Source organism: Cryobacterium sp. TMT2-18-2 (assembly GCF_004402245.1).
Classification (GTDB): Bacteria; Actinomycetota; Actinomycetes; order Actinomycetales; family Microbacteriaceae; genus Cryobacterium; species Cryobacterium sandaracinum.
In genome coordinates, this window is sequence record NZ_SOFU01000036.1 from 390,100 (window position 1) to 413,843 (window position 23,744).

Genomic DNA, 23,744 nt, shown 5'->3' on the forward strand with positions numbered 1-23,744 from the left:
CTAAACCTTCGAAGCATACCTAAGCGAGGCTAATGATGGCGTTCCAGCTGGACCACCTGCACACCCTGGTTGCGCTCGTCGAGGAGGGCACGTTCGAGGCGGCGGCGCAGCGGCTGCGGCTGACGGCATCCGCTGTCTCGCAACGGGTCAAGGCCATGGAACAGGATGCCGGTCAAGTGCTGGTCCAGCGGGTGAACCCGGTTCTGCCCACCGTTGCCGGCGACATCGTGCTGCGGCATGCGCGGCAGGTGCAGTTGCTCGAGAGCGACGTGGCCACCGAGCTCGGCGCGGGCCTGCAGAGGGGCGGCCGCACCTCGCTGGCGCTGGCGGTCAACGCCGATTCCCTGGGCAGCTGGTTCCTGGATGCGCTCGCCGCCGTGCCCACCGACAGCGGCGCTGTCTTCGATATCTACCGTGAGGAGCAGGAGTACACCACCTCGCTGCTGCGTTCAGGTGCCGTAATGGCGGCGGTCACCTCCACGGCGGAGGCGGTGCAAGGGTGCAGCTCGGCGCGGCTGGGCTCGATGCGCTATCGGGCTGTGGCCAGCCCCCGGTTCGTCGAGGCCGAGCTGGGCGGTGTGGCAAGCACCGCCGGGCCAGACACCGCCGGGCCAGACCTCGCCGGGCCAGACCTCGCCGGTCCTGACCTCGCCGGTCTCGACACCGCCCCGATGGTCAACTTCGACCGTCGCGACGACCTGCAGCACCGGTTCCTGCACAGCATCGGCGGCCGGGCCGCGGATGTCCCGCGTCACCACATCCCCACCTCGGCCGACTTCGCCCGTGCGGTGGTGCTCGGCCTGGGCTGGGGGCTGCTGCCCGAGCAACAATGCCTCACCAAGATTGGCGACGGCCGGCTCGTGGAACTGGCCCCGGGGCATCCGATCGACGTGGTGCTCTACTGGCAGCGCTGGAACATCGCCTCCCGGCTGCTGGACCAGGTGACGGATGCCGTGGGCCGCGTCGCGGCGGCCAGTCTCCACCCGTAGGGCCTCGCCGAGCCGCCCGGCGAGGCGGGCGTCGCTGCCGACAATCCCTCCCCAAAAATACTTTGACCAGCTTGTTCGAGCCACTGAGAAACCCTCAAAGAATGTCAGTGGTACCCCGTAACGTGAGTGCCATGACCCCCTCGGTGAGCACCCCACAGGCGCAGCTCGGCTCGCGTTTCGACGCGATCGCCGCCGTCGACCGGGGTCTCGCGCGGGGGTTCGCGCAGCGGGCCGACATGATCGATGAGGCCCGCCGCTTCAGCGAGAAGTTTGCCGCAAAAACACCCCGCCGAGCGGGTGCCCGGTGGGAGCCCGACGAGATCGCCCGGCGTGAATTCTCCAGCGAACTGGCCTGCACCCTGCGCATCCCCGAACCCACCGCAGTGAGCCTGATCGCCGAGTCCCGGGCCCTGGCCGAAGACCTGCCCGGCACCCGGGCGGCGCTGCAGGCCGGGGAGATCAGCTACCGTCACGCCCAGGTGCTGATCGGGCAGGCCTGCTCGGTGCCCGAAGCGGCGCTACCCGCCTTCGAGGAGGCGCTGCTGCCGGCCGCGCGCACCCTGACGGCGGCCAAGCTCAAGCACAAGGCCCGCGTGCTCCGCGAGCGCCTGCACCCGGAATCCATCACCGCCCGGCGAGAGAAATCCTTCGCGGAGCGCACCTCCTATCTTCAGGCGGAACCCGACGGCATGGCGACCCTGACCGTGACCACGAGCGCCGACACCGTGCACGCCATCTTCGCCCGGGCGAACGACGCCGCCCTCAGCCTGATGGGGCCGGGGGAGCAGCGGTCCCTCACCCAGGTGCGCACCGACGTGATCAGCGACCTGCTGATCGACGGTGTGACCCCGTCGGGCATCGGCAAGGGCATCCGTGCCACGGTTCAGATCACCGTCCCGGTGATGACGCTCCTCGGCCACAGCGAAGAACCCGGCTACCTCGAGGGTTACGGGCCGATCGACCCCGACACAGCCCGCGACCTGGCCTCGCGAGCGCCGAGTTTCACGCGCATCCTGACCCATCCCGAGACGGGGATCGTGCTCTCGGTCGGCCGCGAACGGTACAAGGTTCCGAAGGCGCTCCGGCGGTTCCTCCGATTACGCGACGAAACCTGTCGCTTCGCCGGCTGCAATCAGCCGGCCCGCACCGCCGACCTCGACCATACCCATGAGTGGCAAGACCTCGGTCACACCGCCCACAACAACCTGGCCCATCTCTGCCCGGGCTGTCACGCGCTGAAGACCGAGACCGGGTGGACGGTGAAACAAGAACCCGGCGGCATCCTCACCTGGAATTCACCGTCCGGACGCGAGTTCGTGACGGAGCCGGCCACCCGGATCGCCCCACCGGGTGCGCCCCCGACAACTCCCCGAACGTCCAGACCCGCCCGGCCGCCACTGCCCGACGAGGCGCCGTTCTGACCGGCACGGCTCTGACCAGAACGGATGCCTGACCGCCCCTAGTAGCGATACCTCGCCGCGATCGGGTCGCGTTGGCGGGGGAGCATCCGAGCCGTGTTGGGAGGCGCAGTCTGGGCGTAATCCTTGAAGCATTGCGCGTCCTTGAAGCATTGCGCGTCGCTGGTTACGCTCGCACAGATTCATCGCTCGAGCCCGGTGGGCTCGCACGGCACACGAGGAGGCAGGTTCACATGAGCGACAAAGTGACACGCGAAGTGCTGAATGGCTTTCTGGATGCCTTCAACCGGCATGACCTGGACGCCATCATGGGCTACTTCGCCGACGACTGCGTCTTCTCCCTGCCGAGGGGTGCGAAGCCGCGCGGCGACCGGTTCGTGGGCAAAGAGGCGGTCAGGGCAGGGCTCGCCAAGCGCTTCGAGGGCATCCCCGATGTGCACTACGGCGACGACCGGCACTGGGTGGGCAACGACGGCGTCGGCGTCGGGGTGTCCGAGTGGACGCTGACCGGAACCTCGACCGCGGGCCAGTAGATCGAGGTGCGCGGGCTCGACCTGCTCGAGTTCCACGAGCACGCCAAGATCACCCGCGAAGATTCCTTCTGGAAGATCGTCGAGTGACGCCAACGGCGCCCAGGCTCGTGTGACGGATGCCGCGGCGCACCCTATGGAAGTGGGCGCATGTTCTACCGTGCGCCCGCTTCCACACCACGCGCCACGACCGCAGGAGAACTTGTGCACGGTGAAAAGTCATCGGCTGAGCCGCGGCTAGCGCGCATCCGATCAGGTTGGCCGCTGCAGCGGTGTTCGCTGGATGCCAGCCGGTGACGGCGCCAAGCAGCTGATTGTGGCCGCACCGGACGAGTGCGGCCGGGCGGCTGACACAGGTGTCCGGTGCGGCCACGAACCTGGCGGCGCGGAGTGCGCGCTAGAGTGCGGGCTGGGTGACCGTGTTCATCTGCAGGGTGACGGCGGTCTGCGAGAGCAGGCGACCGTTGACCGTCGCGCCGGTCTTCACCGCGATGAGCGACTTGGAGAGCACGACGCCCTCGAAGTGCGCCGCCGTGCCGATTGACACGGAGCCGGCGGTCTGCCAGAACACGTTCTTCGCCTGTACTCCACCGGCGAGGGTGACCTGCTTGGCGCTAGCCTCGCTGATGTTGCCGGCGACCTGGAAGATGAACACGTCGTTCGGGCCGCCGGTCAGGGTGACGTCGCTCGAGATGGTGACTCCGGTGGTCCACTGGTAGAGGCCCGGGTTCAGCGTGAGGCCGCCGATCTCACCGGCGCCCAAGTCGATCGCGTCAGCCTGGCCGCGGCTGACGGCATCCTGGTAGGCGATGCCCATGTCGCCGACGACGGTGTTCAGGTAGGCCGGGTCGGTGACCGCGCAGGCCGGGCCGGCGGCGTCGACCGTGTAGATGATGCCGGTCTGCACTTCGCCGCAGCTCAGGTGGATGGCGGCACCCGTGATCGGGCTGGCGCCGACGTTTCCGTTGACCGCCGACGCGTAGACATCCGTCACACCAGTCTGGGAAAGAATGGCGAAGGTGCCGGCGGAGCCGAGCGCGATCGGCGCGCGCACGGACCCGATGGGCACGGCTGCCGACGCCGGGGTGGCGCCCGCGGTGCCGAGGCCGGCCGTGCCGACGCCTGCGATGGCGACTGCGAAAAGCATTGCCGGCAGCCAACGACGGATGCCGGAGTGTGGTTTCTTAGTGAAAGTGGACATGGTGATTGCCTTTCCCGTGAGACACATCCGCGAGCGCGGACGCGAGGGCAGGGCCGCTGAACATGGCGGTCCCCGGAACGATGGCCGGGTTTCGCTCACTGGCGGAAGTGTGCCGGGAATGCACCTCTCCAGCCGCGAAGGAAAGACGGGCATCGCGCACGAGAAAGTGCGCCCCACTGAGCTGGAATCCAACGAATCGAATCTGTCTAACCCCAGACTAGGGGTGATAACTGCGCCCCCGAACACGGCGCGTGGCGTTCAGATGAATAGTTCGCGTCGCTGAGGAGCCACGTGCCACTGAGGGGAATATCTCGACTACGCCATGAGTATGGAGGGCCGGGCTCGTGCGGCCGATAGTGTCATCGGCATGGCGCCGCATGGCGCCGCATCGGTGGAAGACGGAAACGTCCTGGGCGGTAGAACCGTGGATGGCGAGCATACGTGGCGAAGTACAGCCGGCCACCCCGATCGCCCCACCGGGTGAGTAGTGGACTCCTCCCCGTACGGCGAGACCCGCCCGGCCACTGCCGCCGGACGATGCGCCGTTCTGACCAGTCCCGTTCTGACCAGCACGGATGCCCGACCGCCCCGAGTGGTGATACTTCGTCGCCATCACGACGATCCGCTCCTCTTCCACGGCATAGACCAGGCGGTGCTCCTCCGTGATTCGGCGAGACCAGTACGAGATTCACTCGGCCAACGGGCGCTCGGCCGCTTTGCCGGCGCAATGCTCTCGAGCAGCCGCTTCGCGTTGGCGGGGGAGCGTCCGTGCCTTGGTGGGAGGCGCAGCCGGGGCTTGCGAAGCGGTTCGAGGGCATCTCCGATGTGCACTACGGTGACGACCGGCACTGGGTGTGCAACGACGGTGTCGGGGTGTCCGAGTGGACACTGACCGGCACCTCGACAGCAGGCCAGCAGATCGAGGGCCCAGCCCGCCATGGATGCCCCCGTCGCGTATTCTCGACAGCGACGCACTCCCCGGAAAGGTTCCATGCCCAGCCCTAAACAGCCAGCCGTGCCGCGCATCGACGTGGAACGCCACCAGCGGGCCCTCCTTGCGGCGGCGGCCGACGTGCTCGCCCGCGACCCCGACTCATCGATGGCGGATGTCGCGCAGGCCGCGAACCTGACCCGCGCCACCCTCTACCGCCACTTCAGCAACCGGCAGACCCTGCTCAAGGCGATCCAGGCGGAGGCCCTCACCCGCGCGTCGGAGACCCTCTTCGCGTGTCGCCTCGACGATGGGAACGCGCTCGAGGTGCTCCGGCGCGTCATCGGCGCGCTGGGCAAGCACGGGATGCGCTTCCGCATCATCCTGATGAAGGCGTCGGACGCCAGCCCGCGATTCCTCACCCAGCGCGACCAGGTGCTCGCCCCCGTGGTCGACGTCGTCAAGCGCGGTCAGCTCGAAGGCGACATCCGTTCCGACCTGTCACCGGAGTGGATCGTCACGGCCATGGCCTCCCTGCTCATCGCCGCCGTTCGGGCCGCGCCGACCACGAAGCACTCCGACGCCGACGTGTCCGACCTCATCTTCCGCACCCTGGTCGGCGGCATCGCGACCGACAACAAGACGACTGACAACAAGATGACCGACAACAAGACGACAGGCAACAAGAACTCCCAGGCACAAAACTAGACAACGCTGTCTCATTTCATTTAGTCTCAGATCAGCAGCCCGAATGGTGCTGCCGGACTCGATGAACCGTGATGGGACTCTCCGTGCTCTCTGCACTCGCTCGCATATCAACCCGGCACCGCTGGATCGTGGTCGGACTGTGGCTGGTGCTGCTCCTCGGCGCCCTGGTCGGCAGCCGGGCGATCGGCGGCACCTTCAGCAACGACCTCACCCTCGCCGGCACCGACTCGCAGGCCGCCTACGACACCCTGCGCGAGCAGTTCCCGGAACTGTCCGGTGACGGCATGCAGGCCATTGTGCACAGCACGGATGCCGCGGAGCCCGTCACGTCTCCGGCCACCCGCACCGCGGTGGAGGGGGCCGTGGCCGAGCTGGCCGCCCTCGACGGTGTCGCCGCCGTGCGCTCACCGTACGGCCCTCCGCAGCCGATGGTCTCCGAAGACGGAATGACGGCGATGGTGACCATCCAGTTCACCGAGCGGGCCAAGGACATCCCCGTCGAGACGCTGGCCGAGACGCAGGCGGCCTTCGACGGCGTGCAGGATGCCGGGGTCCAGGTCGAATTCGGCGGCCCCGCCGCCCAGGCCGAGTCCGGGCCGTCGGGAAGCGAGGCCTACGGGCTGCTCGCCGCCGCCCTGGTGCTGCTCCTGGTGTTCGGCTCCGTCTTCGCGATGCTGGTCACCCTGGTCAGCGCACTGATGGCCCTCGGCATCGGGCTCGCCTCGATCACCATGATCGCCTCGACGGTGACCATCGGCACGTCCGGTCCGATCGTGGCCGCCATGATCGGCCTGGGCGTGGGCATCGACTACGCCCTGCTGATCGTCACCCGGCACCGTGAGGGGATGTCCCAGGGCCTGGCCCCGAACGCATCCATCGAGGCGGCCATGACCACCGCGGGCCGTTCCGTTCTGGTGGCCGGCGCCACGGTGATCATCGCCATCCTCAGCCTCTACGCCATCGGCATCCCGTTCGTCTCCTCCCTCGGGCTGGCCAGCGCCATCGTGGTAAGTGCCACGATGCTCGCCGCCGTCACCCTGCTGCCGGCGTTGCTGGCCATCTTCGGCACCAACCTGGACCGCGTGCGGGTGCGCAAGCTCCGCAAGAAGACGGCCGTGACGAATGCCGCGACGGATGCCCCGAGCACCTCCCACCCGCGGCCCGCCTCCGGCTGGCGCGGCTGGGTCGGCGGCATCCAGCGTCGGCGCTGGGTCTCGGCGCTCGCCGCCGTGCTCGTGCTGGCGATTCTCGCCCTGCCGCTGCTGTCCCTTCGCCTCGGCACCGCCGACGGTGGATCCCAGGCCGCCGACACCACCCCGCGCAAGGCCTACGACCTCATCGTCGACGGCTTCGGCGCCGGGTGGGCGGGCCCGCTCCTGGTCACGGTCGACTTCGGCGCCGACTCCACGCCGCCCGAGAGCCAGGCCGCAAGCATGGCCGTGCACACGCAACTGGCGGCAACGGATGGCGTCAGCGCGCTCACACCCCCGCGGCTGGCCGAGAACGGAACGACCGCGCTGTTCACCGTGATCCCCACCAGCTCGCCGGATGACGCCGCCACCGAAACCCTCGTGCACGACCTGCGCGACACCGTGCTGCCGGCCGCGGCACCGGGCGCGGCCGCCCACGTCGGCGGGGCAACCGCGACCAGCATCGACCTGGCCGACACGCTCCTGGCGCAGATCGGCTGGTTCATCCTGATCGTCGTCGTGCTGGCCTTCATCGTTCTGCTGATCGAGTTCCGGGCACCGTTCATCGCGGCCATGGCCGTCATCATGAACCTGTTCGCGGTCGGTGCCGCCTACGGCCCGGTCGTCGCGGTGTTCCAATGGGGATGGTGGCCCGCCGGCCTGCTCGGGGTGTCCTCCGGCCCGGTGGAATCGTTCGTTCCGGTGATGCTGTTCGCGGTGCTGTTCGGGCTGTCCACCGACTACACCGTGTTCCTGCTCAGCCGCGTCAAGGAGGAGCTCGCCCGCACGGGAAACGCCGACCGGGCGGTGCGTGACGGCCTGGCCGCGACGGCCCGGGTGATCCTGGCCGCGGCATCCGTCATGGTCGTCGTCTTCGGCAGCTTCATTCTCAACGACCAGCGCACCGTGACCATGTTCGGCTTCGGCCTGGCGATGTCCATCGCCGTGTACGCGCTCGTCGTGATGCTGGTGCTCGTGCCGGCGCTGCTCGCGATCGCGGGCCGCGGAGCGTGGGGGCGCCCGAAGCGCCGGTCGTCGGCCGATGCGGAGGCCGGCCCCGATGGTGTGACGGGCTCCGGAGCAGCAGGACTGACCAGGGTGTTGGTGCAGAAATAGCCGCGTGACGGATGCCGAGGCGCACCCTGCGGAAACTGGCTTACGTTCTACCGTGCGCCAGGCTGCCCTACATTTTCCTGAAGATCCCCAGGTCCGCGTCACGAGGGACGGCCCGCCCGTTCTGGGGATGTAGCCAGCGGTGCCACGCCCGCTAGATTCGGCCCGGGTGGAGTCTTCACGATCAACACCAAGCACCATCCAGGCGCCGCATTACTGATGCCCCACCGCGAAAAATGGAGATCGATTGTCAAGCAGAGATACACATGCACCGTGGCATTCACGACGGGTTGTTGAGACCGCTCTCGTTTTGTGCCTGATCCTCCCTCTTTCGGCGTGCTCAGGTTCGCGTCCGAATATACGAGAGGAGGCAATGTTTGAGGCCAGGATCACCATAGAGAAGGTCTCCGCCCTAGCCATCGAAAGCGCCATTGGCCACAACCTCGACAGCTACTTGGATGCGGTGTCCACAGGAGACGTCTGGCCCAAGCCGGCGTTCGCCACAATCCGCGAAGACACAGATGAACAGACACCCGGTTGGGCTCGCGGAGCGGCGTTCGGCGCGGTAGTCGATCGATCAATGTCCTACCCGAAGGTGCTGGTTAGCTACGCCGCATCGGGGCAAAGCTCCACCGGAAGTGGATTCAATTCGAGGGTTGCCAACGTGTTGGTCTGCGTCAGCATCGAGGTCGAGTTCGTGGGCGACCGGGTTGATGTCTATATGCCCCCTTCTATCGCTGCCGTGGAATGTCCCGCCGACGTACAAAAATACTTCGGCGGGAACGAACTGGTCACGCTTGACGAGGTGTTCGCCGCATCTCCATGACGTTAGCGGCGGCCCAAAGTCACCGACTTTCGATAGCGCCAACCGCCACGGTGGCTGAAGACGGCTGCGAGGGGTCGCAAATCGACCTTCCTGAGTCGACTGAAGGTCGATTTGTGACCCCTCACGGCTTCGGCAGGGCGAATCAGGAGCCTCCGAACCGGTGTGGAGTCTGTTCCAGACCTGCCGCACGCATCCATATTCACTGCCGCGACACCCCCACTGGGGACAAAAAAGCAGGCCAAAGCCATCTTTCGCGGCGCGCCCCTACCTAGGCTTGAACTTTGCAGTAGAGCCAATCAGTTGGGGGACTGAAGCGTGAGTTCGGATAATGTGTTGCTCGCAACGGGGGCGCTGGTCGTGGCGCACTGCGGGATCCTGATGGGCACGGAGTGTCTGCCGTTCGCGGCGTCGTTCCTCCTGGACGGAATCGTGCAGCTTCTGCGAGGCGACGGCCCGAAGCTGTTCCTGGGCAGCCTGGGCCTGGTGGTTCTGCTTGCCGGTGCCGGATACGCCCTGTGGCAGTTCGGAGCCGGCTACCCCGGAGTGGAAATGGAGAGGCCGGCCCTCATTGTCACGGTTTCCCTCTACCTGGTCGCGGTCTCCACTGTGCTGGCGCTGATCGGGTTCGTGCTGCGAACGGTGAGGCTCCTCCGGGACGCCCGGCGGGAGGCGGACAGGCTGCAGTACATGCGGATGTCTCCCCTGTGACGCCGGCTGAGCACCGCGCTGCCTCGGACTGACCGGCTCGTCTCGACCCTCAGTCGCGGAAGGTGAGCGCCAAAGCCCGATCGGCCTCGACACTCGCCCGGTGAAGTTCTTGATTAGCGGCCATTTCGGGGCGACGGCGGATGATGAGCCAGGCGATGCCGAGCCCGATGAACCACACCGGCGTCACGACCAACGCCTGCAGCGTATCCGTCTTCTGGGTGAGCGCCCAGATCAGGAATACGAAGAACGCGAGCAGGACATAACTCATGTACACGCCGCCGGGCATTTTGAACTTGGATGCTGCGTGCAGCGCCGGGCGGCGCTTGCGATACACGATGTAGCTCACCACGATGATGGTCCACACGAAGATGAACAGCACCGACGCCATTGTTGTCACCACGGTGAACACGGCCATGATCGATGAACTCGAATACAGCAGCACAGCCGATATGAGCAGGAACATGCACGAGAACAGCAGGGCGTTGGCCGGCACTTTGTGGCGGGTCAGACGTTGGAACCGCCCCGATGCCGTGCCCTCGACCGACAGCCCGAAAAGCATTCTGGATGTTGAATACAGACCGGAGTTCGCTGAGGATGTCGCGCTCGTGAGCACGACGAAGTTGATCACGGCCGCGGCCCCGCCGAGCCCTGCGAGGGCGAACATCGCCACGAACGGGCTCACATCGGCGCGGACCTCACGCCACGGCGTGACCGTCATGATCATGATCAAGGCGAGAACGTAGAACAGCATGATGCGAATGGGAATGGAGTTGATTGCCTTGGGAAGGTTCTTCTCCGGGTGCTGCGCTTCGGCGGCCGTGGTGCCCACGAGCTCGACCCCGAGGAACGCGAACACGGAGAGCTGGAAACCGGCGATGAACCCCATCGGGCCGGTCGGGAACATCCCGCCGTCGTTCCACAGGTTGGTGAAACTCGCCGGGGTGCCGTTGGGGGACTGGAACTGAGTGAACACCATCACGAGGCCCACGACGATAAGCGTGACAATTGCCACGATTTTGATCAGCGCGAACCAGAACTCGGTCTCGCCGAACGCCTTGACGCTCGTGAGGTTGAAGCCGAGCAGAATCGTTACCGCCACGAGCGCCGGAATCCATAGCGGCAGATCGGGCCACCAGAAGCTCGTATACAGCGCGATCGCGATCAGCTCGGCGATGGCGGTGACGATCCAGCACACCCAGTACGTCCAGCTCGTGAAGAAGGCGGCCCACGGCCCGAGCAGGTCACCGGCGAAGTCGCTGAACGACTTGTATTCGAGGTTGGAGAGCAGCAACTCGCCCATGGCCCGCATGACGAAGAACAACATGAAGCCGATGATCATATAGACGAAGATCACGGACGGCCCCGCGAGGGAGATCGTCTTCCCCGAGCCCATGAACAGGCCCGTTCCGATCGCACCGCCGATGGCGATGAGCTGGATATGACGGTTCGAGAGCGATCGTGCCAGGTGTGGTTGCGCGTTCGGCGCTGGATGCGTGCTGGTTTTCACTTGCGACATCGGAGATACTTCCTTGTAGTCCAGGCAATGGGCACAGTGTCGGGGTCACCGATCTCTGCAGAAATTGTGGGTCGCGGATGCCGGGGCCGACCGATCAGGCCGTACCCGGCATCCGCGACCAGTGCTGCTAGACCAGCGCGAGCTCGACCTCTGAGACGAGGTCGGTCCAATCCGTGAGCGGTAGGTCGAGGGCGACGCTGACCGAGCGGTTCGCGACCTTTCCGGCGGCGATGTTCAGGCCACCGGCAAGGGCGGCGTCCCGCTCGAATGCTGCACGCACGCCACGGTCGGCAATCGACAAAGCGTAGGGCAGAGTCACGTTCGTCAGCGCGAGGGTCGACGTCTGCGGAACGGCGCCGGGCATGTTGGCGACGCAGTAGAAGATCGAACCGTGCACGGGGAAGGTGGGGTTCTCGTGCGTTGTGGCGTGTGTGCCTTCGAAGCAGCCGCCCTGGTCGACCGCGATGTCCACGAGCACGGAGCCCCGCTTCATGCGCGACACGAGCTCGTTGGTGACGAGCTTGGGGGCCTTGGCGCCGGGGATCAGCACGGAGCCGATCACGAGGTCGGCCTCGGTGACGGAACGGTTGATCTCGTAGGCGTTCGAGGCGATGGTCTTCAGACGTCCGGCGTACTGGGCGTCGAGTTCGCGCAGGCGGTCGATGTTGATGTCCAGGATGGTGACGTCAGCGCCCATCCCGATGGCCATGGCGGCGGCGTTGGAGCCAGCGACGCCGGCACCGATCACAGTCACCTTGGCGGCCCGCACCCCGGGCACCCCGCCCATCAGCATGCCCGGGCCACCACCCGGTCGGGTCATCGACGCGGCGCCGACCTGAACGGCGAGGCGTCCGGCAACCTCGCTCATCGGGGCAAGCAGCGGCAGTGAACGGTCAGCCTTCTGCACGGTCTCGTAGGCGATCGCGGTCACGCCGGACTCGAGCAGGGCGCTGGCGAGGGCGGGCTCGGCGGCGAGGTGCAGGTAGGTGAAGAGGATCAAGCCCTCACGAAAGTACGAGTACTCGGCCGCGATCGGCTCTTTCACCTTGAGGATCATGTCGGCGCTGGCCCACACCTCGAAGGCGGTCTTGACGATGGTTGCACCGGCGGCTTCGTAGTCGGTGTCAGCGAAGCCGGAGGCGATTCCCGCGCCGGCCTGTACCAGCACGGTGTGGCCGTGAATCTTGGCTTCGTGCACTCCGGCGGCGGTGATGGCCACGCGGAACTCGTTGTTCTTGACTTCGGTTGGAACGCCAATGATCATGGGGAACTCCTGCTTCTTGTAGACGCCTGCTGATCGACTTTGGTCAGCTTTAAAATGATAAACCCGGATTTAAAGGCCGCCCCGGCTCCGCCATGGGGACAACGGAGGCCGAGGGCAACTCCGTCGCGCGGTGCACAAGGCAGAAAATTGCCGTTTACGCAGGTATTTGTCTTTCCCGAGGCCGGTGGTCGGGGGCGGATTCATCGTGCAGACACCCCGCAGTCGGCTCGACATCTGTAGCGCCCAGGTGCGTCGATCGTCTCCTGACGTCCACGCTGCTCCGTTAGATTGAATCTATGAAAACGGCCGATATTGACCAAGCAGTGGTCAACATCGCCGCGCGAATTGACCGGGCTCTCTCGCTTGAAGACCTCGACGGCGGGCTGCTCGCGTATAGCGCGCATCAACCCACGGCCGACCGAGTGCGCACGAACTTTCTGCTGAGCAAGGTTGTTCCGCCCGATGTCAGCGCCTGGCAGCTCAGCCACGGTATCGCCTCGGCAGTGAAGCCGGTGCCCGTGCCGGCCAACGCCGACCTCGGAATGTTGGGCCGCGTGTGCGTGCCGCTGCTGGCACGTGGATTCCGGGTGGGGTATCTGTGGGTCCTCCAGCTCGACGACGAGCAAACGCCCGAGGTGATTCTGCGTGAGCTGCGGCTCATCCGCCCGGAGATGGACGCCCTCGCAGAGATGCTGCTCAACCGTTCCAGCGCCGATTATAAAGCGCGGCGCACCGACGAGGCCCAATTCCTCGCCGCGTGCCTGGGGGACCGCGATGCCGGCGTGGCGGTGGACGGTTGGCCTGGTGTGCACGGGCGCGGACCCTGGCGGCTCGCCGCGCTGCTCGAGCGTGGTGACAACGCGCAGCGCGACCCCGCCAAGAGCGGCCTGCTGCACCGTCTCGCCGCACTCTATGCCACGCTTGGCATCAATACCGTGCTGTTCTCGGCCGGCACCGAAACGCATGCCGTTCTGCTGCTCCACGACGAGATTGACGGCTTCGACCTGTCCGAGGTTCGAATGCGCTTTGAGTTCGAGGTGTCCCGCCGCGGTGGGCAGGTGGCTGCACCCGCCCTGATCGGGCTGAGCGAGCCCTTCACCGACCTGCGACGGCTGCCCGGTGCCTACTCCGAGGCGCGGAGCGCCGTGCAAGCGGCCAGGGTTGATACCCAGCTCGGCACGCTCGTATCGTTTCGCGCTACCGGGGTCTACCAATTCCTGGCCGTCGCAAGTCGAGACGTGTTGCCGTCCGAGTCAGCGCTCTTCTCCGAACTCCGGGCACTCGACCGAAACGGGGAACTGCTACCCGTGCTCGAGATGCTCTACGACAAGAACGGGTCTGTGGCCGAGGTCGCAGAGCACCTGCATTTGCACCGAACCAGTATTTACAACCGGCTGGGACGCATCCGTTCTGCATTGGGCGTCGACCCGCTCGGCGGGCAGGCGCGCCTTGAGCTGCACCTGGCCCTCAAGGCCGACCGCTGGGCTGGCCGTCCGCGCCTCTGACGGGCCTGCCCGGATTGGTCTCAGACGTTTCGGTAGACGCGGGGCACGCGGGGACTGATGCGGGTGACCACTTCGTAATTGATGGTGCCGGCGGCCGCCGCCCACTCGTCAACGGATGCGTCGTCGTCGCCGGGGCCGAACAGCACCGCTTCGGCACCGATCACCGACGAGCCGGAGGCCACGAGTGCGGCGTCACCGAGGTCGATGACCATCTGGTCCATGGCGATGCGCCCGACCACGGGATAGGTCACGCCGTTGACTCGCACCGGGCCTCCCGTGGCGCTGCGTGGAATGCCGTCGGCGTAGCCCAATGGAATCAGGGCGAGCGTGGTCGGGGCCGTGGTGCGGTAGTTGAGCCCGTAGGAGACGCCCTGTCCGGCGGGAACGTCTTTGCACACCGATACGAGCGTGCGCAAGGTCATCGCCGGGCGCAATCCGAGGTCGTTCGAGGTCTGGTTGGCGAACGGCGACAGGCCGTAGATGGCCAGCCCCGCCCGCACCAGATCGAAGTGCGTGTCGGGGCGGGACAGCGTGCCGGCGCTGTTGGCGAGGTGCCGCACCATCGGGCTCAGCCCCGCCTCCTGCGCCACAGCAACGGCCGTCGTGAATGCCGCAACCTGTTCGTCGGTCTCGACGCGGTCGGGTTCATCGGCCACCGCGAGGTGCGAGAAGATGCCCACGACGGTCACAGATCCGCTGGCTTCCGCCTGTCGGGCGCGGGCCACGAGGTCGGCCCACTCCGTGGGGGTGCTGCCGTTGCGGCCCAGACCGGTGTCAATCTTGAGATGAATGCGTGCGGTTTTTTGCTGCTGCTGCGCGGCCAGGGCGATGAGCGGCAACTCCCAGCCGGAGCATCCGAGATCAATGTCCGCGGCGATTGCCGCGGCGAAGTCGCTGTCTGTGGTGTTCAGCCAGGCCAGTACCGGCACCGGGATGGCCGCAGCGCGGAGTGCCAGTGCCTCCGATATGTGTGCCACGCCGAGCCACTCCGCTCCCGCCTCGAGCGCCGCGCGAGCGACGGGGAGAACCCCGTGACCGTAGGTGTCCGCTTTGACGACCGCCATCAGCCGGGCTGGGGCGGCGAGCGCAACGAGGTGGCGAACGTTGTGTCTGATCGCGTCGAGGTCTATCACGGCTGCGCGCTCCGGCAGCCGTTCGGTGGCGGTGGGCACGGCTGCTGATATCACACGTTGCAGCCTAACCCTCGGGTGGTGCGGCCCTGCGTTCATGGCTGAGCGCACCGGCGAGCGCGGGCCGTTCCTGGGATGCCGCAGGTATCCGCGGTGCAAGAGCACGCTTGCGCTGACCTGAGCGCGCCCGTGACGGGTCGTAAATGACCTCAACCGGGGCGCCATCCCGGTATCCAATCGGCTGGGGGCGGCCTAGCGTTCGCACTGTACGCGTCAACCCCGCTGTCCCCGCACTAGGAGGAGGAATCATGAACGTGAACCGAGCCGGGTCGGCCGGCATCCGTGTGAAGACTGCCCGCGACATCGAGTCGACCGGAGACGCCAGCGCTCTGGACCGGTACCTCATTGACAGTGCTGACTCGGTTGGAGCTATCGCGGTCGTGGAACACCTGCTGGCGCCGCGCACCCTCGCGGCACCGATCCACCGGCACAGCCGGGAAGACGAATACAGTCTCGTGCTTGCCGGGCGGCTCGGAGTCTTCGAGGACGGCGACGAAGTCGTTGCCTCGCCGGGCGACCTGGTCTTCAAGCCGAGGGGTCGCTGGCACACCTTCTGGAATGCCGGCGAAGAGCCTCTGCGGGTGCTCGAGCTGATCGTGCCTGGCGGAATCGAACAGCTCTTCCGCCAGCTGGCCGAACCGGGGGGCGAGTACGACCCGGTGACGCTCCCGCCGCTGGCGGCCGAATACGGCTGCGAGGTCGACTTCGAGGCACCATGCCCCTGATGCAGCGGCACGGGCTCGTCTTCTGAGGCACCGGCGACCCCTCTCGACGCTGGTGAGAGACCGTCCGGCTCCGGCTCAGGCTCGCAGGCGAAGCAGAACCGGGCTGGCCGGACTTTTCTGCTCGACCTCAACGACCGAAGACCGAGATTTCAGAAAATCGGAGAATTGGGTGAAGCCGAGCGCCCGCTCCTGAAAAGACGGGTCCATTCGTTTCATCTGGAGCTTCAGCGCCGATGCGTGTTGCCACTCCTGGTCGTTCTTTGCCAGCAGCTCCATCGCTCGCAGCAGCAGCGGAGTCGCCGCCTTCCTGGCCGTGGGCGTGGCCGCGGCATCGGTTGTGGGTGCGGGCACTGCGGCCGAAACGGGAGGAAGCGGAGCCACGGATGCGGCGGCATCCGTCTTCTTGGATGGAACCTCCTTGGCCGGCGGGATCGGGGGCGCTGGCGGGGGCGCGGGCGGGGCCGCAGCCGAGGCCGGAGCCGCAGTCGGCATAGAAATCAGCGTGGCCGCACTCGTGACACCGGGCAGGGAGTCATAGTCGGCGAACTCGTCGCAGGCGGCCGCGAGAGTACTGCTCGTCGAGCCGGACACGCCGATGCCGATGACGTAGCGGCCCAACCTCCGGCAGCGCTGGGCGAGCGGGACATAATCGGAATCCCCGGCGACGATGACGACGTGGGTGAGGTCGGTGAGCCGCAGCACGTCCTCGACGACGTCGATGGCCAACCGGATATCTGCGCCGTTCTTCAGCGACGAGACGGTCGGGAACAGCTGCGTCAGGTCGACAGCGCGGTCGGTGAGCTGGCGCTGGTACCTCGCGTTGACCGCCGCCGACCAGTCGGCGTAGGCGCGGCTGACCACGACTGACCCGAACGACGACGCATAATCCAGCACGGCGCCCACGTCGATCATGGCCTGGTGGATGCGCGCGGTCACCTCAGCGTCGGCCCTGGGATTCGACGACACGTGATTGCGCGCCTTGTCTTTGGCAAACTGGTTCTTGCCGTGCAACTGGTTGTAACGCGAGATGACGATGTTGTCGAAGTCCAGGTAGACGCCGACTCGTTCGCGGGACTGCTCAGCCATCCGTTGCTCCTCATTGGGTCGATGCCGGTGACGAGCATCGCGCCAGTCCCCCCGCCAGTCAGTCTCTCAGAGTTGGGTGGCTGGCGTTGCGAGCCCGTTCTGGGGATGCCGCCCACGCGATACCAGACCACACCAACCGCTAGATTCGACGCGGGGGAACGGGGGAACGATGACTATTCACGCGCAAACAATGAGGCAGCAGTTTGCGGCCCAGGCGGTCATCGAGGAGTTGCTGCGGCTGCACGCCGATACGCCACCGAGCAGCACGTTCGCGCGGCTCTGCGGCAACTCTCCGTTGCGCAGCGACAGCGTCAGCTGGTATCTGGGTGCCAAAGGCGAGATCGTGGTCGGCCAGATCCTCGCGACTCTGCCTCCGGAGTGGACGTCCTTCCACGCCCTGCCGATCGGCAAGAAGGGCTCGGACATCGACCACATCGTCATCGGCCCGGGCGGCATCTTCACGATCAACACGAAGCACCACGCGGGCAAGACCGTCTGGGTGGCCGGGCGCACCATCATGGTGGCCGGGCACAGGCATCCTTACATTTCCAAGTCCGAATCCGAGGCAGGTCGGGTCACAAAACTGCTGCGAGAACGGATGCCGCTGCTCCCCGCCGCGCAACCCGTGCTCGCGTTGGTCAACCCCAAGTCGCTGACCGTCAAGGTGCAGCCGGAACAGGTGAAAGTCACCGCCGCCGCTGGCCTGCGCCGCTGGCTTGTGAAGCGTCCCGTGGTCTTGAACGCCGGTGACCTGGCGGAGCTTGCCGCGATCATCGACGACCCGGCGACGTGGCCGGCCCCGCTGTTCCCGCCCACGGAAAACGTGCTGGCTCGCTTCAACGCGCTCGATGCCGAGGTTCTCGCGGCGCGAACCCGGCGGAGAGTGTGGAGCTTCAGCGGCACACTCGCACTCTGCGCCGCAGCCTTCGGCGCGTGGCTGCTGCTGCCGGCCGTGCTCGGCGCCGTCCTGACGGGCGGGCCGCAATGATCAGGAATCTTGGGAGCGAAACCGCAGTGCTCGTCGAAACCCTGTATGCATCACACGCGCACCATTTCTGAGTCTGTGGTCAGCGAGGTCCATCCGGTCGGAATCTCACGGCGCTGCCAGGAGCAGGCCGCCTCACCCCGCCGCGTGCTGGAACACCTTCGCCGGCTTGCCGACCACGCCCTGTTGGTAGGCATCCGTCTCCACCAGCTGCCCCAGCATGTGCCGGCGGAACGTGTCCTTGCCGAGCGGCTCGCCCGCGATCGCCGAGTGCAGCCGCAGCAGCTCGAGCAGCGTGAACTCTGGCCCGAGCAGCCGTTCGGGGTCGGCGAACGCGCGATACGACCCGCGCAGGGTGCCCACCGCCATCTCGATGATCGTCTTGTGGTCGTACACCGGGCCGTGCACCTCGGCCACGGGGGTCAGGTCGACCTGGGCGACGGATGCCTCCGGCACCACCACAAAATGCGCCACCGACATCACCCAGCCCCGGTCGTCCCGGTCGGGGTCATCGAAGACGTGCAACTGGCGCGGGCGCAGCCCCTCGATCCGGGCCTTATCGCGCAGGGACCGCAGCACAGCCTCCGCCAGCGTCTCCCGCTCGTGCACAAAGGTTCCCGGCAGCCGCCAGCCCGTTTTGTTCTGCACGAGCGCCACGCAGAGCGCGCCGTTCTTCACCGTGAGTACCGCCGTGTCCACCGCCACCGACGGTCGCGGATAGTCGGTCAGAAGCTTGTCTGAACTGTCTCTAATTGCGGTCACTAGCTAATTGTCGCAGGGTTGATCTATGTTGGGAATAGATCAAGTTTGATCGAATCAAAACCCGAATCAAAGGGGACCAGATGAACCAACACCGCCCACCCGCAGCTGGAAATCGCCGGGGGGCACGCATGACTCTCACACGTCCGGAACGCTTCGACTACGCCTACCTCGGTGACGTCTCCACGCTGATCCGCCACCCCCACGACGATGGCACCTGGCTCGGCGCGGCCGGGGCGCTCGACACCCTGCCTGACGAGATCGACGCGGTGGTCTCGCTCTGCCGGGTGGGCAGCAGGCAGGTGCCGGCGCGCATCCGTCATCACCTGCAGGTGCGCCTGATCGACAAGGACGACCCCGCGGAAAACCCCGATCTCGACGTCGTTCTCGTCGACACCGTGAACGCCATCGCCGCGCTGCGGGCGGAGGGACACACGGTGCTGCTGCACTGCGCGCAGGCGCAGAGCCGCACCCCGTCGGTCGCAGCGCTCTATGCGGCCCTGCACCGGGGCGTGCCCATCGGGCGGGCGCTCGCCGAGATCGTGTCAGCGCTGCCCGCGGCGGCGCCGAAGCGGTTCCTGCGCGAGGCCATCGTTCGGCTGAGCGCCACCGACACCGAACCATTCCCAGAGACGGATGCCGCTGCACACGTGACCACCGAGGAGACAACAGCATGAGCGACGCGGCATCAAACGATTCCGGCAACAACTTCGTCACCAACGACGACGACGGCGAAGACGGGGGCGACGGCTTCGAAGAGTACAACCCGCCCGCCGACCGCTTCCTCACCGCGCAGGTGTGGTGGATCGCGAGCGAACTGGTGCGGCGGCATCCGCACCTGCGCATCTCGGGCCATGAGGTCCCCGGCGACGGCCGCCTGGTGATCGTGCACGATGAGCAGGACGGCATGAGAATCCAGTGGGATCTCGTCGGCGGCTGCAAGTTCCTGGTCAACGGCGTCGTGACCCGCATCAGCTGGATCGGGATGATGGCGGCCATCAGCCCGCACGAGACCGTCAAGCGCATCGAGGTGGCGACCGGCCTCGGCATCCCGAAGGCTACGCCGGTCACCACGCCGCGGTCGCTCACCTACCGGGTGATCGCCAGTGCGCTCGCCACCGCGGTCGACGACCGGCACGAGTGGTACGCAGTGCCGGCCCCGATGATGCCGACTGACGACCCCGACTGCCCGTATTTCCGGTCGTTCCCGACCGCGCTCGAGGCGCGCGATGCGTACGCGCGAGCGGCGCTCCAGCAGGTTGTGGCGACCGGACGCGGCATCCACTTCTTCCAGCCGTTCTGGGCGTTGCTGCGCAACCTCGAGCCGATCGCGATCTTCGATGCGGCCGGAGTGATCCACACAGTGATGGGCGCGACCGAACTGATGCCGGCCTACGAGTACATCGACCGCAAGCTCGCCCTCACCACGGCCCGCGTTCTGGGCCCGTACCTCCCGTGATGACACCCTTGTCAAGGGTCAACCGGCGCTCTCCTCGTGCATGTGTCGGGAACTAGCTTGATCGATTTGCTCTGACCCGAAAGAACGGCCCGTGGGGGCTTGCCGTGTTGTTTGTCTTGGCCGCGAGGCTACTGGGAGCCGGTTCGGACCGGGTATGTCAGGGCGAAACGTTAGAGTTCAGGAATGGAACCGTTGAATGTCGTCAGTCTTTTTTCGGGGTGCGGGGGCCTCGATCTCGGGTTTCAAAACCCGAGTTTCAATATCACTTTCGCGTCGGACAATGACGAAGCTGCCGTGCGTGCGTACAGGTACAACCTGGGTCACGATGCGGAGCTATTGGACGTAACTGATGCAACTTTCGATGACCGGCTGAGAAAGCTGGTCAGGTGCGATGTGCTGTTGGGCGGTTTTCCTTGCCAAGGCTTCTCAAAGGCTGGTCCAAAGTTGCAAGGCGACGTTCGTAACCAGCTTTACAAGGCAATGATTACTGCCCTGGGGGTTCTCCGACCGAGGGTTTTCGTTGCTGAGAATGTTGATGGCCTGGCGCAAAATTTTCAAGGCTCTTTCTTGCGCCAGATCGTGGCGGACTGCGCAGAGGTGGGCTACAAAGTTGAGTGGAAGGTCGTTGACGCCGCATGGTTCGGTATCCCCCAGCACAGACGGAGAGTTGTGATCATCGGTGTCCTTGATGATGCCTCACAGGACCAGCACATACCTTGGCCTATCGCCACTCACCGTTGGCTGAATCGGAACGGGGAAAAGGTCATTCATTACGACTATCCCAGCTGGGCCTCAAATCTACTTTCGCCTCGATCGATCGCAGACGCAATCGACTCTCTGAGGCCCGGCATGCCCGATCATGAGATGGAGACAGTCGTAAACAAGAAGAACTTGACCATCATCCGGGCCATTGGTCCCGGGCAGAAACTATGCAACGCCCGCCACGATCAGAACAGCGTTCGTACATGGGACATCCCAGAGGCTTTCGGACCTACCACAGCCCGGGAACGCACCATTCTGGAAACAGTCGTTAGGAATCGTCGCCATCGAAAGTATGGCTCCATTCCGAATGGCAATCCGTTATCCCTGGACACGCTTCGGGAACTGGTGGGCTCTGATCTGATGGCGTTTGAGCTGGATGCGCTCGTCGCACGCAAGTTCTTGAAGCGTTTGGGGGAAAAATGGGAGGTTTCGGGGGCGATGTTTGCATCAGGTATCTATAAGCGACCACTTGCGGACCAACCTTCACCCACGGTGTTGACTAACTTCCATAACCCGCGTTTCTTCGTCCATCCGGTCGAGAATCGAGCCTTCACGGTCCGAGAAGTCGCTCGCCTTCAGACGTTCCCGGACTCGTTTTGCTTCGAGGAGGCAGGGATCGATAGGGTCGATGCATATCGGCTCATTGGAAACGCGGTGCCACCGTTGTTGGCGGAGCAGATCGCTTCGACGGTACTTGCAATATGCGAGGCTGAGGTACGCGACATAGCCGCGTAGAGGGCAGGTTCTAAAAGCTAGATGTGGTTGCCAGATGTTATTCTTTCGCGCGAAGAAATAATTGCAGAATTTGACCAATGGGTGACACCGAGTCTTGGCGATATTAGGCAAACCGATAAGTTCCGAGATGAACTAGCCTCGTTGGTCGGGGTTATGGCAGCCCTTTCCTGGCACACGGCGCGAAACGGTTCGGGTCATGCCGAGTCAGTGCGGGCAGAAATTGAATCGTGTCTTGCGGAACCAGACGCCGCTATTGCTGAAGAAAGACTCGCGGCACTGGTAACGGCGATATACCTGGCAACTGCAAAGTCAGACAACGCCGTCAAGTGTCAATACCCGATCTCTTTCCGGAAACGACATGGCGAGCGATTCCCCATGGCCAGGGCTGGCGGTGTGAAGTATGGAGCGGTGCCGTTCACGATAAAGAGTGTCGACATTGTAAAAATGGCCGTGCGCCTTCAGCAGCGTGACAGAGCGGTTGCAGCCGCCCTTATCGCCGAGTACATGGATTTTCTTCTCGCCCACGAGACCGACGTCTCTCAACTCGCGGCACTGGTCGATGCGTTTGGCCATGCAGAAGAAGTGGCGGATGGTGGCGGTGCACTACTTCTCGCCCCGCTGGTTGCATTCCAGGTGCGTGGATCGGTGGCAGCTTCCGGGGGGCACGACCCCGAAGCATTCGTCCGACAGTCCTTGCTGGTCTGGGGCTTGGAACCGGGAATGCATTTCAATGTCAGTGATGTGACAGCGATTGCACTTTCAGATTGGCTGGTCGTGAACGGCGATCAGGGAACTCGGGTATTGCAGCCTGTCACCGATGACAAGACTCGGGGATTCGATTTCGTCATACCTTGTTTCAAGCCAGGCGCGACCGATCGAATATTCGTCCAGTCTCAGTTCTATGCGGGTGACTCGGGATCCGTGTCCCACAAAAACGTTGATCAGGCAAGTGCAGCGCGTGCCTACGCTGCACGCTTGTTCCCCGATGCTCGTTTTGTCGAGCTCGTGGATGGAGCAGGTTACTGCTCCTCTCTCCGGAAGGACCTGACGCACCTGCTCTTCGCGGCCGACACCGACGACTTCTTCCAACTTCGTTCCATCCCTGTGCGACTCCGGCGAATAATGCAGAAATCTAAGATAGTCACACCGCTTGACGTCACCCTTCGGGTCTACGAGGGTTGCGTGAATAAAGTAAACCTCACCAAGGAGATCGCGGACCACTCCGCCCCGGGAACCGACGTTCAAAGCGTGCTTATCGGTCTCGTGGCCGACGAGTGGCTGGAATACCGCGGTGCCACCTTTGAGGTGCATGAGAAGAGACGGATGATTGTAGCCCAGTACTCCTTGCTTGATCAGATTATTCTGCAGAGTGCCGCGATCCCCGCCATGATTCCTGGTGTTGAGTATCTGCTCACACCAGGCTTCGGCCCCAACTACGGCTCGTTACTCGAGGATGCTCGCAAGCTCGGCGACGTAACTACCCTCGTCGACGCTGGGATCTTGATGATTGAAAGGTCGAACTGATGGATAGGACTTTGAATCAACTGGATCAAATAATTCAGAGGTTCGTCGAGAGCCAGAAGTTTTCACCGCAGGAGGTGCCGGTCGATGAAGCTGGCCGGGGAAACTTAGTCAAGATGAGGGGAAACCCCGTCAGGTTTCTACCGCAAATTTTTGACGGTGACTGGGCCGATACAACCCGTCATCCGGATATCGGCACGGTCCGCGCCCTTCGAGTCGTTATGGGCAATGACGAAGTCCCAAGGGTTATCACGCGTCAGGGCCGGGCGCTGTTCGTATATCCATGGATCTGACCCACGGCCAGCCCTACACCCATATCAAGAGCGAGACCCCGAGCCAGGTGCTGGGTGATCGGTGCCGGTGCGCTGCAAGAGAGCTGGGCAACAAATGGTGACTTCGCGGCCTAGATGTTGTTCCCATACAGGTTGTGAGCGTGGCGTGAGCTAAAAAGGTGAGGACCTCCAGTATCGATTGGGTTACCACACTCAACACGATGCAACGGAGGCGCTCATCTCTTACGTTACTCATGCCAACGCCCCGCTGACCCCGGGAGGCCGGCTGAAGCTGGTTCAGCTCGTCGTGAACGACGGTTGGGCTCAAGCCCGGGTCGCCGAACGGCTCCA

At 65.0% G+C, this 23,744-nt stretch carries 22 protein-coding genes and 1 pseudogene; 16 read left to right on the top strand and 7 right to left on the bottom strand.

Going from position 1 to position 23,744, the window contains the following annotated elements; translation table 11 throughout:
* Positions 1-32 precede the first annotated feature (32 nt).
* From E3O22_RS12955 to E3O22_RS12965, 3 genes are all read left to right on the top strand, one after another.
* Positions 33-989: a LysR family transcriptional regulator ArgP gene (locus tag E3O22_RS12955; protein WP_198410612.1), complete on the top strand. Its 957-nt coding sequence runs from the start codon at positions 33-35 to the stop codon at positions 987-989.
* A 131-nt stretch (positions 990-1,120) separates the two neighbouring features.
* Positions 1,121-2,410: an HNH endonuclease signature motif containing protein gene (locus tag E3O22_RS12960; RefSeq protein ID WP_166784647.1), complete on the top strand. Its 1,290-nt coding sequence runs from the start codon at positions 1,121-1,123 to the stop codon at positions 2,408-2,410.
* A gap of 230 nt (positions 2,411-2,640) precedes the next feature.
* Complete coding sequence (locus E3O22_RS12965; RefSeq protein WP_198410613.1) at positions 2,641-2,940, top strand: nuclear transport factor 2 family protein; 300 nt, start codon at positions 2,641-2,643, stop codon at positions 2,938-2,940.
* A gap of 394 nt (positions 2,941-3,334) precedes the next feature.
* Here E3O22_RS12965 and E3O22_RS12970 read toward each other — a convergent pair whose 3' ends face one another.
* Together E3O22_RS12970 and E3O22_RS16775 are read right to left on the bottom strand one after the other, a co-directional pair.
* Positions 3,335-4,138, bottom strand: a complete 804-nt coding sequence (locus E3O22_RS12970; protein ID WP_198410614.1) for an ice-binding family protein — start codon at positions 4,136-4,138, stop codon at positions 3,335-3,337.
* 217 nt (positions 4,139-4,355) lie between these two features.
* Positions 4,356-4,826: a type II toxin-antitoxin system YoeB family toxin gene (locus tag E3O22_RS16775; RefSeq protein ID WP_134393769.1), complete on the bottom strand. Its 471-nt coding sequence runs from the start codon at positions 4,824-4,826 to the stop codon at positions 4,356-4,358.
* A 303-nt stretch (positions 4,827-5,129) separates the two neighbouring features.
* Between E3O22_RS16775 and E3O22_RS12980 the strand changes: the two genes are divergently transcribed.
* The 4 genes from E3O22_RS12980 (at position 5,130) to E3O22_RS12995 (ending at position 9,614) form a co-directional block, all read left to right on the top strand.
* Positions 5,130-5,777 carry a TetR/AcrR family transcriptional regulator gene (locus E3O22_RS12980; RefSeq protein ID WP_166784648.1) on the top strand — a complete coding sequence of 216 codons (648 nt, stop codon included), beginning with the start codon at positions 5,130-5,132 and terminating at the stop codon, positions 5,775-5,777.
* 83 nt (positions 5,778-5,860) lie between these two features.
* A complete protein-coding gene (locus tag E3O22_RS12985; RefSeq protein WP_166784649.1) occupies positions 5,861-8,083 on the top strand; it encodes an MMPL family transporter in 2,223 nt (740 codons plus the stop codon).
* A gap of 370 nt (positions 8,084-8,453) precedes the next feature.
* Positions 8,454-8,906 (top strand): hypothetical protein, encoded by a 453-nt coding sequence (locus tag E3O22_RS12990; RefSeq protein WP_104099486.1) that lies wholly within the window; start codon positions 8,454-8,456, stop codon positions 8,904-8,906.
* Positions 8,907-9,221: 315 nt separating this feature from the next.
* Positions 9,222-9,614, top strand: coding sequence for a hypothetical protein (locus E3O22_RS12995; RefSeq protein ID WP_134393753.1), 393 nt, complete (start codon positions 9,222-9,224; stop codon positions 9,612-9,614).
* A 49-nt stretch (positions 9,615-9,663) separates the two neighbouring features.
* Here E3O22_RS12995 and cycA read toward each other — a convergent pair whose 3' ends face one another.
* Entirely contained in the window at positions 9,664-11,130 is a 1,467-nt protein-coding gene (gene cycA / locus E3O22_RS13000) for a D-serine/D-alanine/glycine transporter (RefSeq protein ID WP_134393754.1), read from the bottom strand.
* 127 nt (positions 11,131-11,257) lie between these two features.
* The gene (ald, locus tag E3O22_RS13005) at positions 11,258-12,394 is read right to left on the bottom strand and encodes an alanine dehydrogenase (RefSeq protein WP_134342789.1); all 1,137 of its coding nucleotides are present in this window, start codon (positions 12,392-12,394) and stop codon (positions 11,258-11,260) included.
* A gap of 296 nt (positions 12,395-12,690) precedes the next feature.
* On the opposite strand from ald, the gene E3O22_RS13010 reads away from it, so the two are divergent.
* A complete protein-coding gene (locus tag E3O22_RS13010; RefSeq protein WP_134393755.1) occupies positions 12,691-13,899 on the top strand; it encodes a CdaR family transcriptional regulator in 1,209 nt (402 codons plus the stop codon).
* Positions 13,900-13,919: 20 nt separating this feature from the next.
* Here E3O22_RS13010 and alr read toward each other — a convergent pair whose 3' ends face one another.
* A complete protein-coding gene (gene alr / locus E3O22_RS13015) occupies positions 13,920-15,086 on the bottom strand; it encodes an alanine racemase (RefSeq protein ID WP_241976643.1) in 1,167 nt (388 codons plus the stop codon).
* Positions 15,087-15,126: 40 nt separating this feature from the next.
* Between alr and E3O22_RS16780 the strand changes: the two genes are divergently transcribed.
* Together E3O22_RS16780 and E3O22_RS13025 are read left to right on the top strand one after the other, a co-directional pair.
* A complete protein-coding gene (locus E3O22_RS16780; protein WP_104171472.1) occupies positions 15,127-15,210 on the top strand; it encodes a topoisomerase DNA-binding C4 zinc finger domain-containing protein in 84 nt (27 codons plus the stop codon).
* A gap of 127 nt (positions 15,211-15,337) precedes the next feature.
* Positions 15,338-15,814: a cupin domain-containing protein gene (locus E3O22_RS13025; protein WP_198410615.1), complete on the top strand. Its 477-nt coding sequence runs from the start codon at positions 15,338-15,340 to the stop codon at positions 15,812-15,814.
* Between the two features lie 75 nt (positions 15,815-15,889).
* Here E3O22_RS13025 and E3O22_RS13030 read toward each other — a convergent pair whose 3' ends face one another.
* Positions 15,890-16,900, bottom strand: a complete 1,011-nt coding sequence (locus E3O22_RS13030; RefSeq protein ID WP_134393758.1) for an NYN domain-containing protein — start codon at positions 16,898-16,900, stop codon at positions 15,890-15,892.
* Positions 16,901-17,090: 190 nt separating this feature from the next.
* Here E3O22_RS13030 and E3O22_RS13035 point away from each other — a divergent pair, with 190 nt between their 5' ends.
* Positions 17,091-17,888, top strand: a complete 798-nt coding sequence (locus tag E3O22_RS13035; protein ID WP_166784650.1) for a nuclease-related domain-containing protein — start codon at positions 17,091-17,093, stop codon at positions 17,886-17,888.
* A gap of 132 nt (positions 17,889-18,020) precedes the next feature.
* On the opposite strand, the gene E3O22_RS13040 is transcribed toward E3O22_RS13035, so the two are convergent.
* On the bottom strand, positions 18,021-18,647 hold the full coding sequence (locus E3O22_RS13040; RefSeq protein ID WP_134393760.1) for an NUDIX domain-containing protein: 627 nt from the start codon (positions 18,645-18,647) through the stop codon (positions 18,021-18,023).
* A 128-nt stretch (positions 18,648-18,775) separates the two neighbouring features.
* Here E3O22_RS13040 and E3O22_RS13045 point away from each other — a divergent pair, with 128 nt between their 5' ends.
* From E3O22_RS13045 to E3O22_RS16455, 5 genes and pseudogenes are all read left to right on the top strand, one after another.
* Positions 18,776-19,321, top strand: coding sequence for a hypothetical protein (locus tag E3O22_RS13045; RefSeq protein WP_174722065.1), 546 nt, complete (start codon positions 18,776-18,778; stop codon positions 19,319-19,321).
* Complete coding sequence (locus tag E3O22_RS13050; RefSeq protein ID WP_134393761.1) at positions 19,318-20,103, top strand: hypothetical protein; 786 nt, start codon at positions 19,318-19,320, stop codon at positions 20,101-20,103. Before E3O22_RS13045 ends, E3O22_RS13050 begins: the two co-directional genes overlap by 4 nt.
* A gap of 183 nt (positions 20,104-20,286) precedes the next feature.
* The gene (locus E3O22_RS13055) at positions 20,287-21,600 is read left to right on the top strand and encodes a DNA cytosine methyltransferase (protein WP_134393762.1); all 1,314 of its coding nucleotides are present in this window, start codon (positions 20,287-20,289) and stop codon (positions 21,598-21,600) included.
* Between the two features lie 21 nt (positions 21,601-21,621).
* Positions 21,622-23,124 carry a hypothetical protein gene (locus E3O22_RS13060; protein WP_134397108.1) on the top strand — a complete coding sequence of 501 codons (1,503 nt, stop codon included), beginning with the start codon at positions 21,622-21,624 and terminating at the stop codon, positions 23,122-23,124.
* Between the two features lie 507 nt (positions 23,125-23,631).
* Positions 23,632-23,744: pseudogene (locus E3O22_RS16455) on the top strand (IS481 family transposase); the annotation flags it as partial.

Excerpts from the sequence above, each read along its gene's own strand:
- ald (WP_134342789.1), bottom strand. The coding sequence starts at position 12,394 with ATGATCATTGGCGTTCCAACCGAAGTCAAGAACAACGAGTTCCGCGTG.
- E3O22_RS13045 (WP_174722065.1), top strand. The coding sequence starts at position 18,776 with ATGACTCTCACACGTCCGGAACGCTTCGACTACGCCTACCTCGGTGAC.
- E3O22_RS13030 (WP_134393758.1), bottom strand. The coding sequence starts at position 16,900 with ATGGCTGAGCAGTCCCGCGAACGAGTCGGCGTCTACCTGGACTTCGAC.
- E3O22_RS13050 (WP_134393761.1), top strand. The coding sequence starts at position 19,318 with ATGAGCGACGCGGCATCAAACGATTCCGGCAACAACTTCGTCACCAAC.
- E3O22_RS12990 (WP_104099486.1), top strand. The coding sequence starts at position 8,454 with ATGTTTGAGGCCAGGATCACCATAGAGAAGGTCTCCGCCCTAGCCATC.
- E3O22_RS12965 (WP_198410613.1), top strand. The coding sequence starts at position 2,641 with ATGAGCGACAAAGTGACACGCGAAGTGCTGAATGGCTTTCTGGATGCC.
- E3O22_RS12980 (WP_166784648.1), top strand. The coding sequence starts at position 5,130 with ATGCCCAGCCCTAAACAGCCAGCCGTGCCGCGCATCGACGTGGAACGC.
- E3O22_RS13035 (WP_166784650.1), top strand. The coding sequence starts at position 17,091 with ATGAGGCAGCAGTTTGCGGCCCAGGCGGTCATCGAGGAGTTGCTGCGG.
- E3O22_RS13060 (WP_134397108.1), top strand. The coding sequence starts at position 21,622 with ATGTGGTTGCCAGATGTTATTCTTTCGCGCGAAGAAATAATTGCAGAA.
- E3O22_RS13010 (WP_134393755.1), top strand. The coding sequence starts at position 12,691 with ATGAAAACGGCCGATATTGACCAAGCAGTGGTCAACATCGCCGCGCGA.
- E3O22_RS12960 (WP_166784647.1), top strand. The coding sequence starts at position 1,121 with ATGACCCCCTCGGTGAGCACCCCACAGGCGCAGCTCGGCTCGCGTTTC.
- E3O22_RS13025 (WP_198410615.1), top strand. The coding sequence starts at position 15,338 with ATGAACGTGAACCGAGCCGGGTCGGCCGGCATCCGTGTGAAGACTGCC.
- E3O22_RS12970 (WP_198410614.1), bottom strand. The coding sequence starts at position 4,138 with ATGTCCACTTTCACTAAGAAACCACACTCCGGCATCCGTCGTTGGCTG.
- E3O22_RS16780 (WP_104171472.1), top strand. The coding sequence starts at position 15,127 with ATGGCTGAGCGCACCGGCGAGCGCGGGCCGTTCCTGGGATGCCGCAGG.
- cycA (WP_134393754.1), bottom strand. The coding sequence starts at position 11,130 with ATGTCGCAAGTGAAAACCAGCACGCATCCAGCGCCGAACGCGCAACCA.
- E3O22_RS13055 (WP_134393762.1), top strand. The coding sequence starts at position 20,287 with ATGGAACCGTTGAATGTCGTCAGTCTTTTTTCGGGGTGCGGGGGCCTC.
- E3O22_RS12955 (WP_198410612.1), top strand. The coding sequence starts at position 33 with ATGATGGCGTTCCAGCTGGACCACCTGCACACCCTGGTTGCGCTCGTC.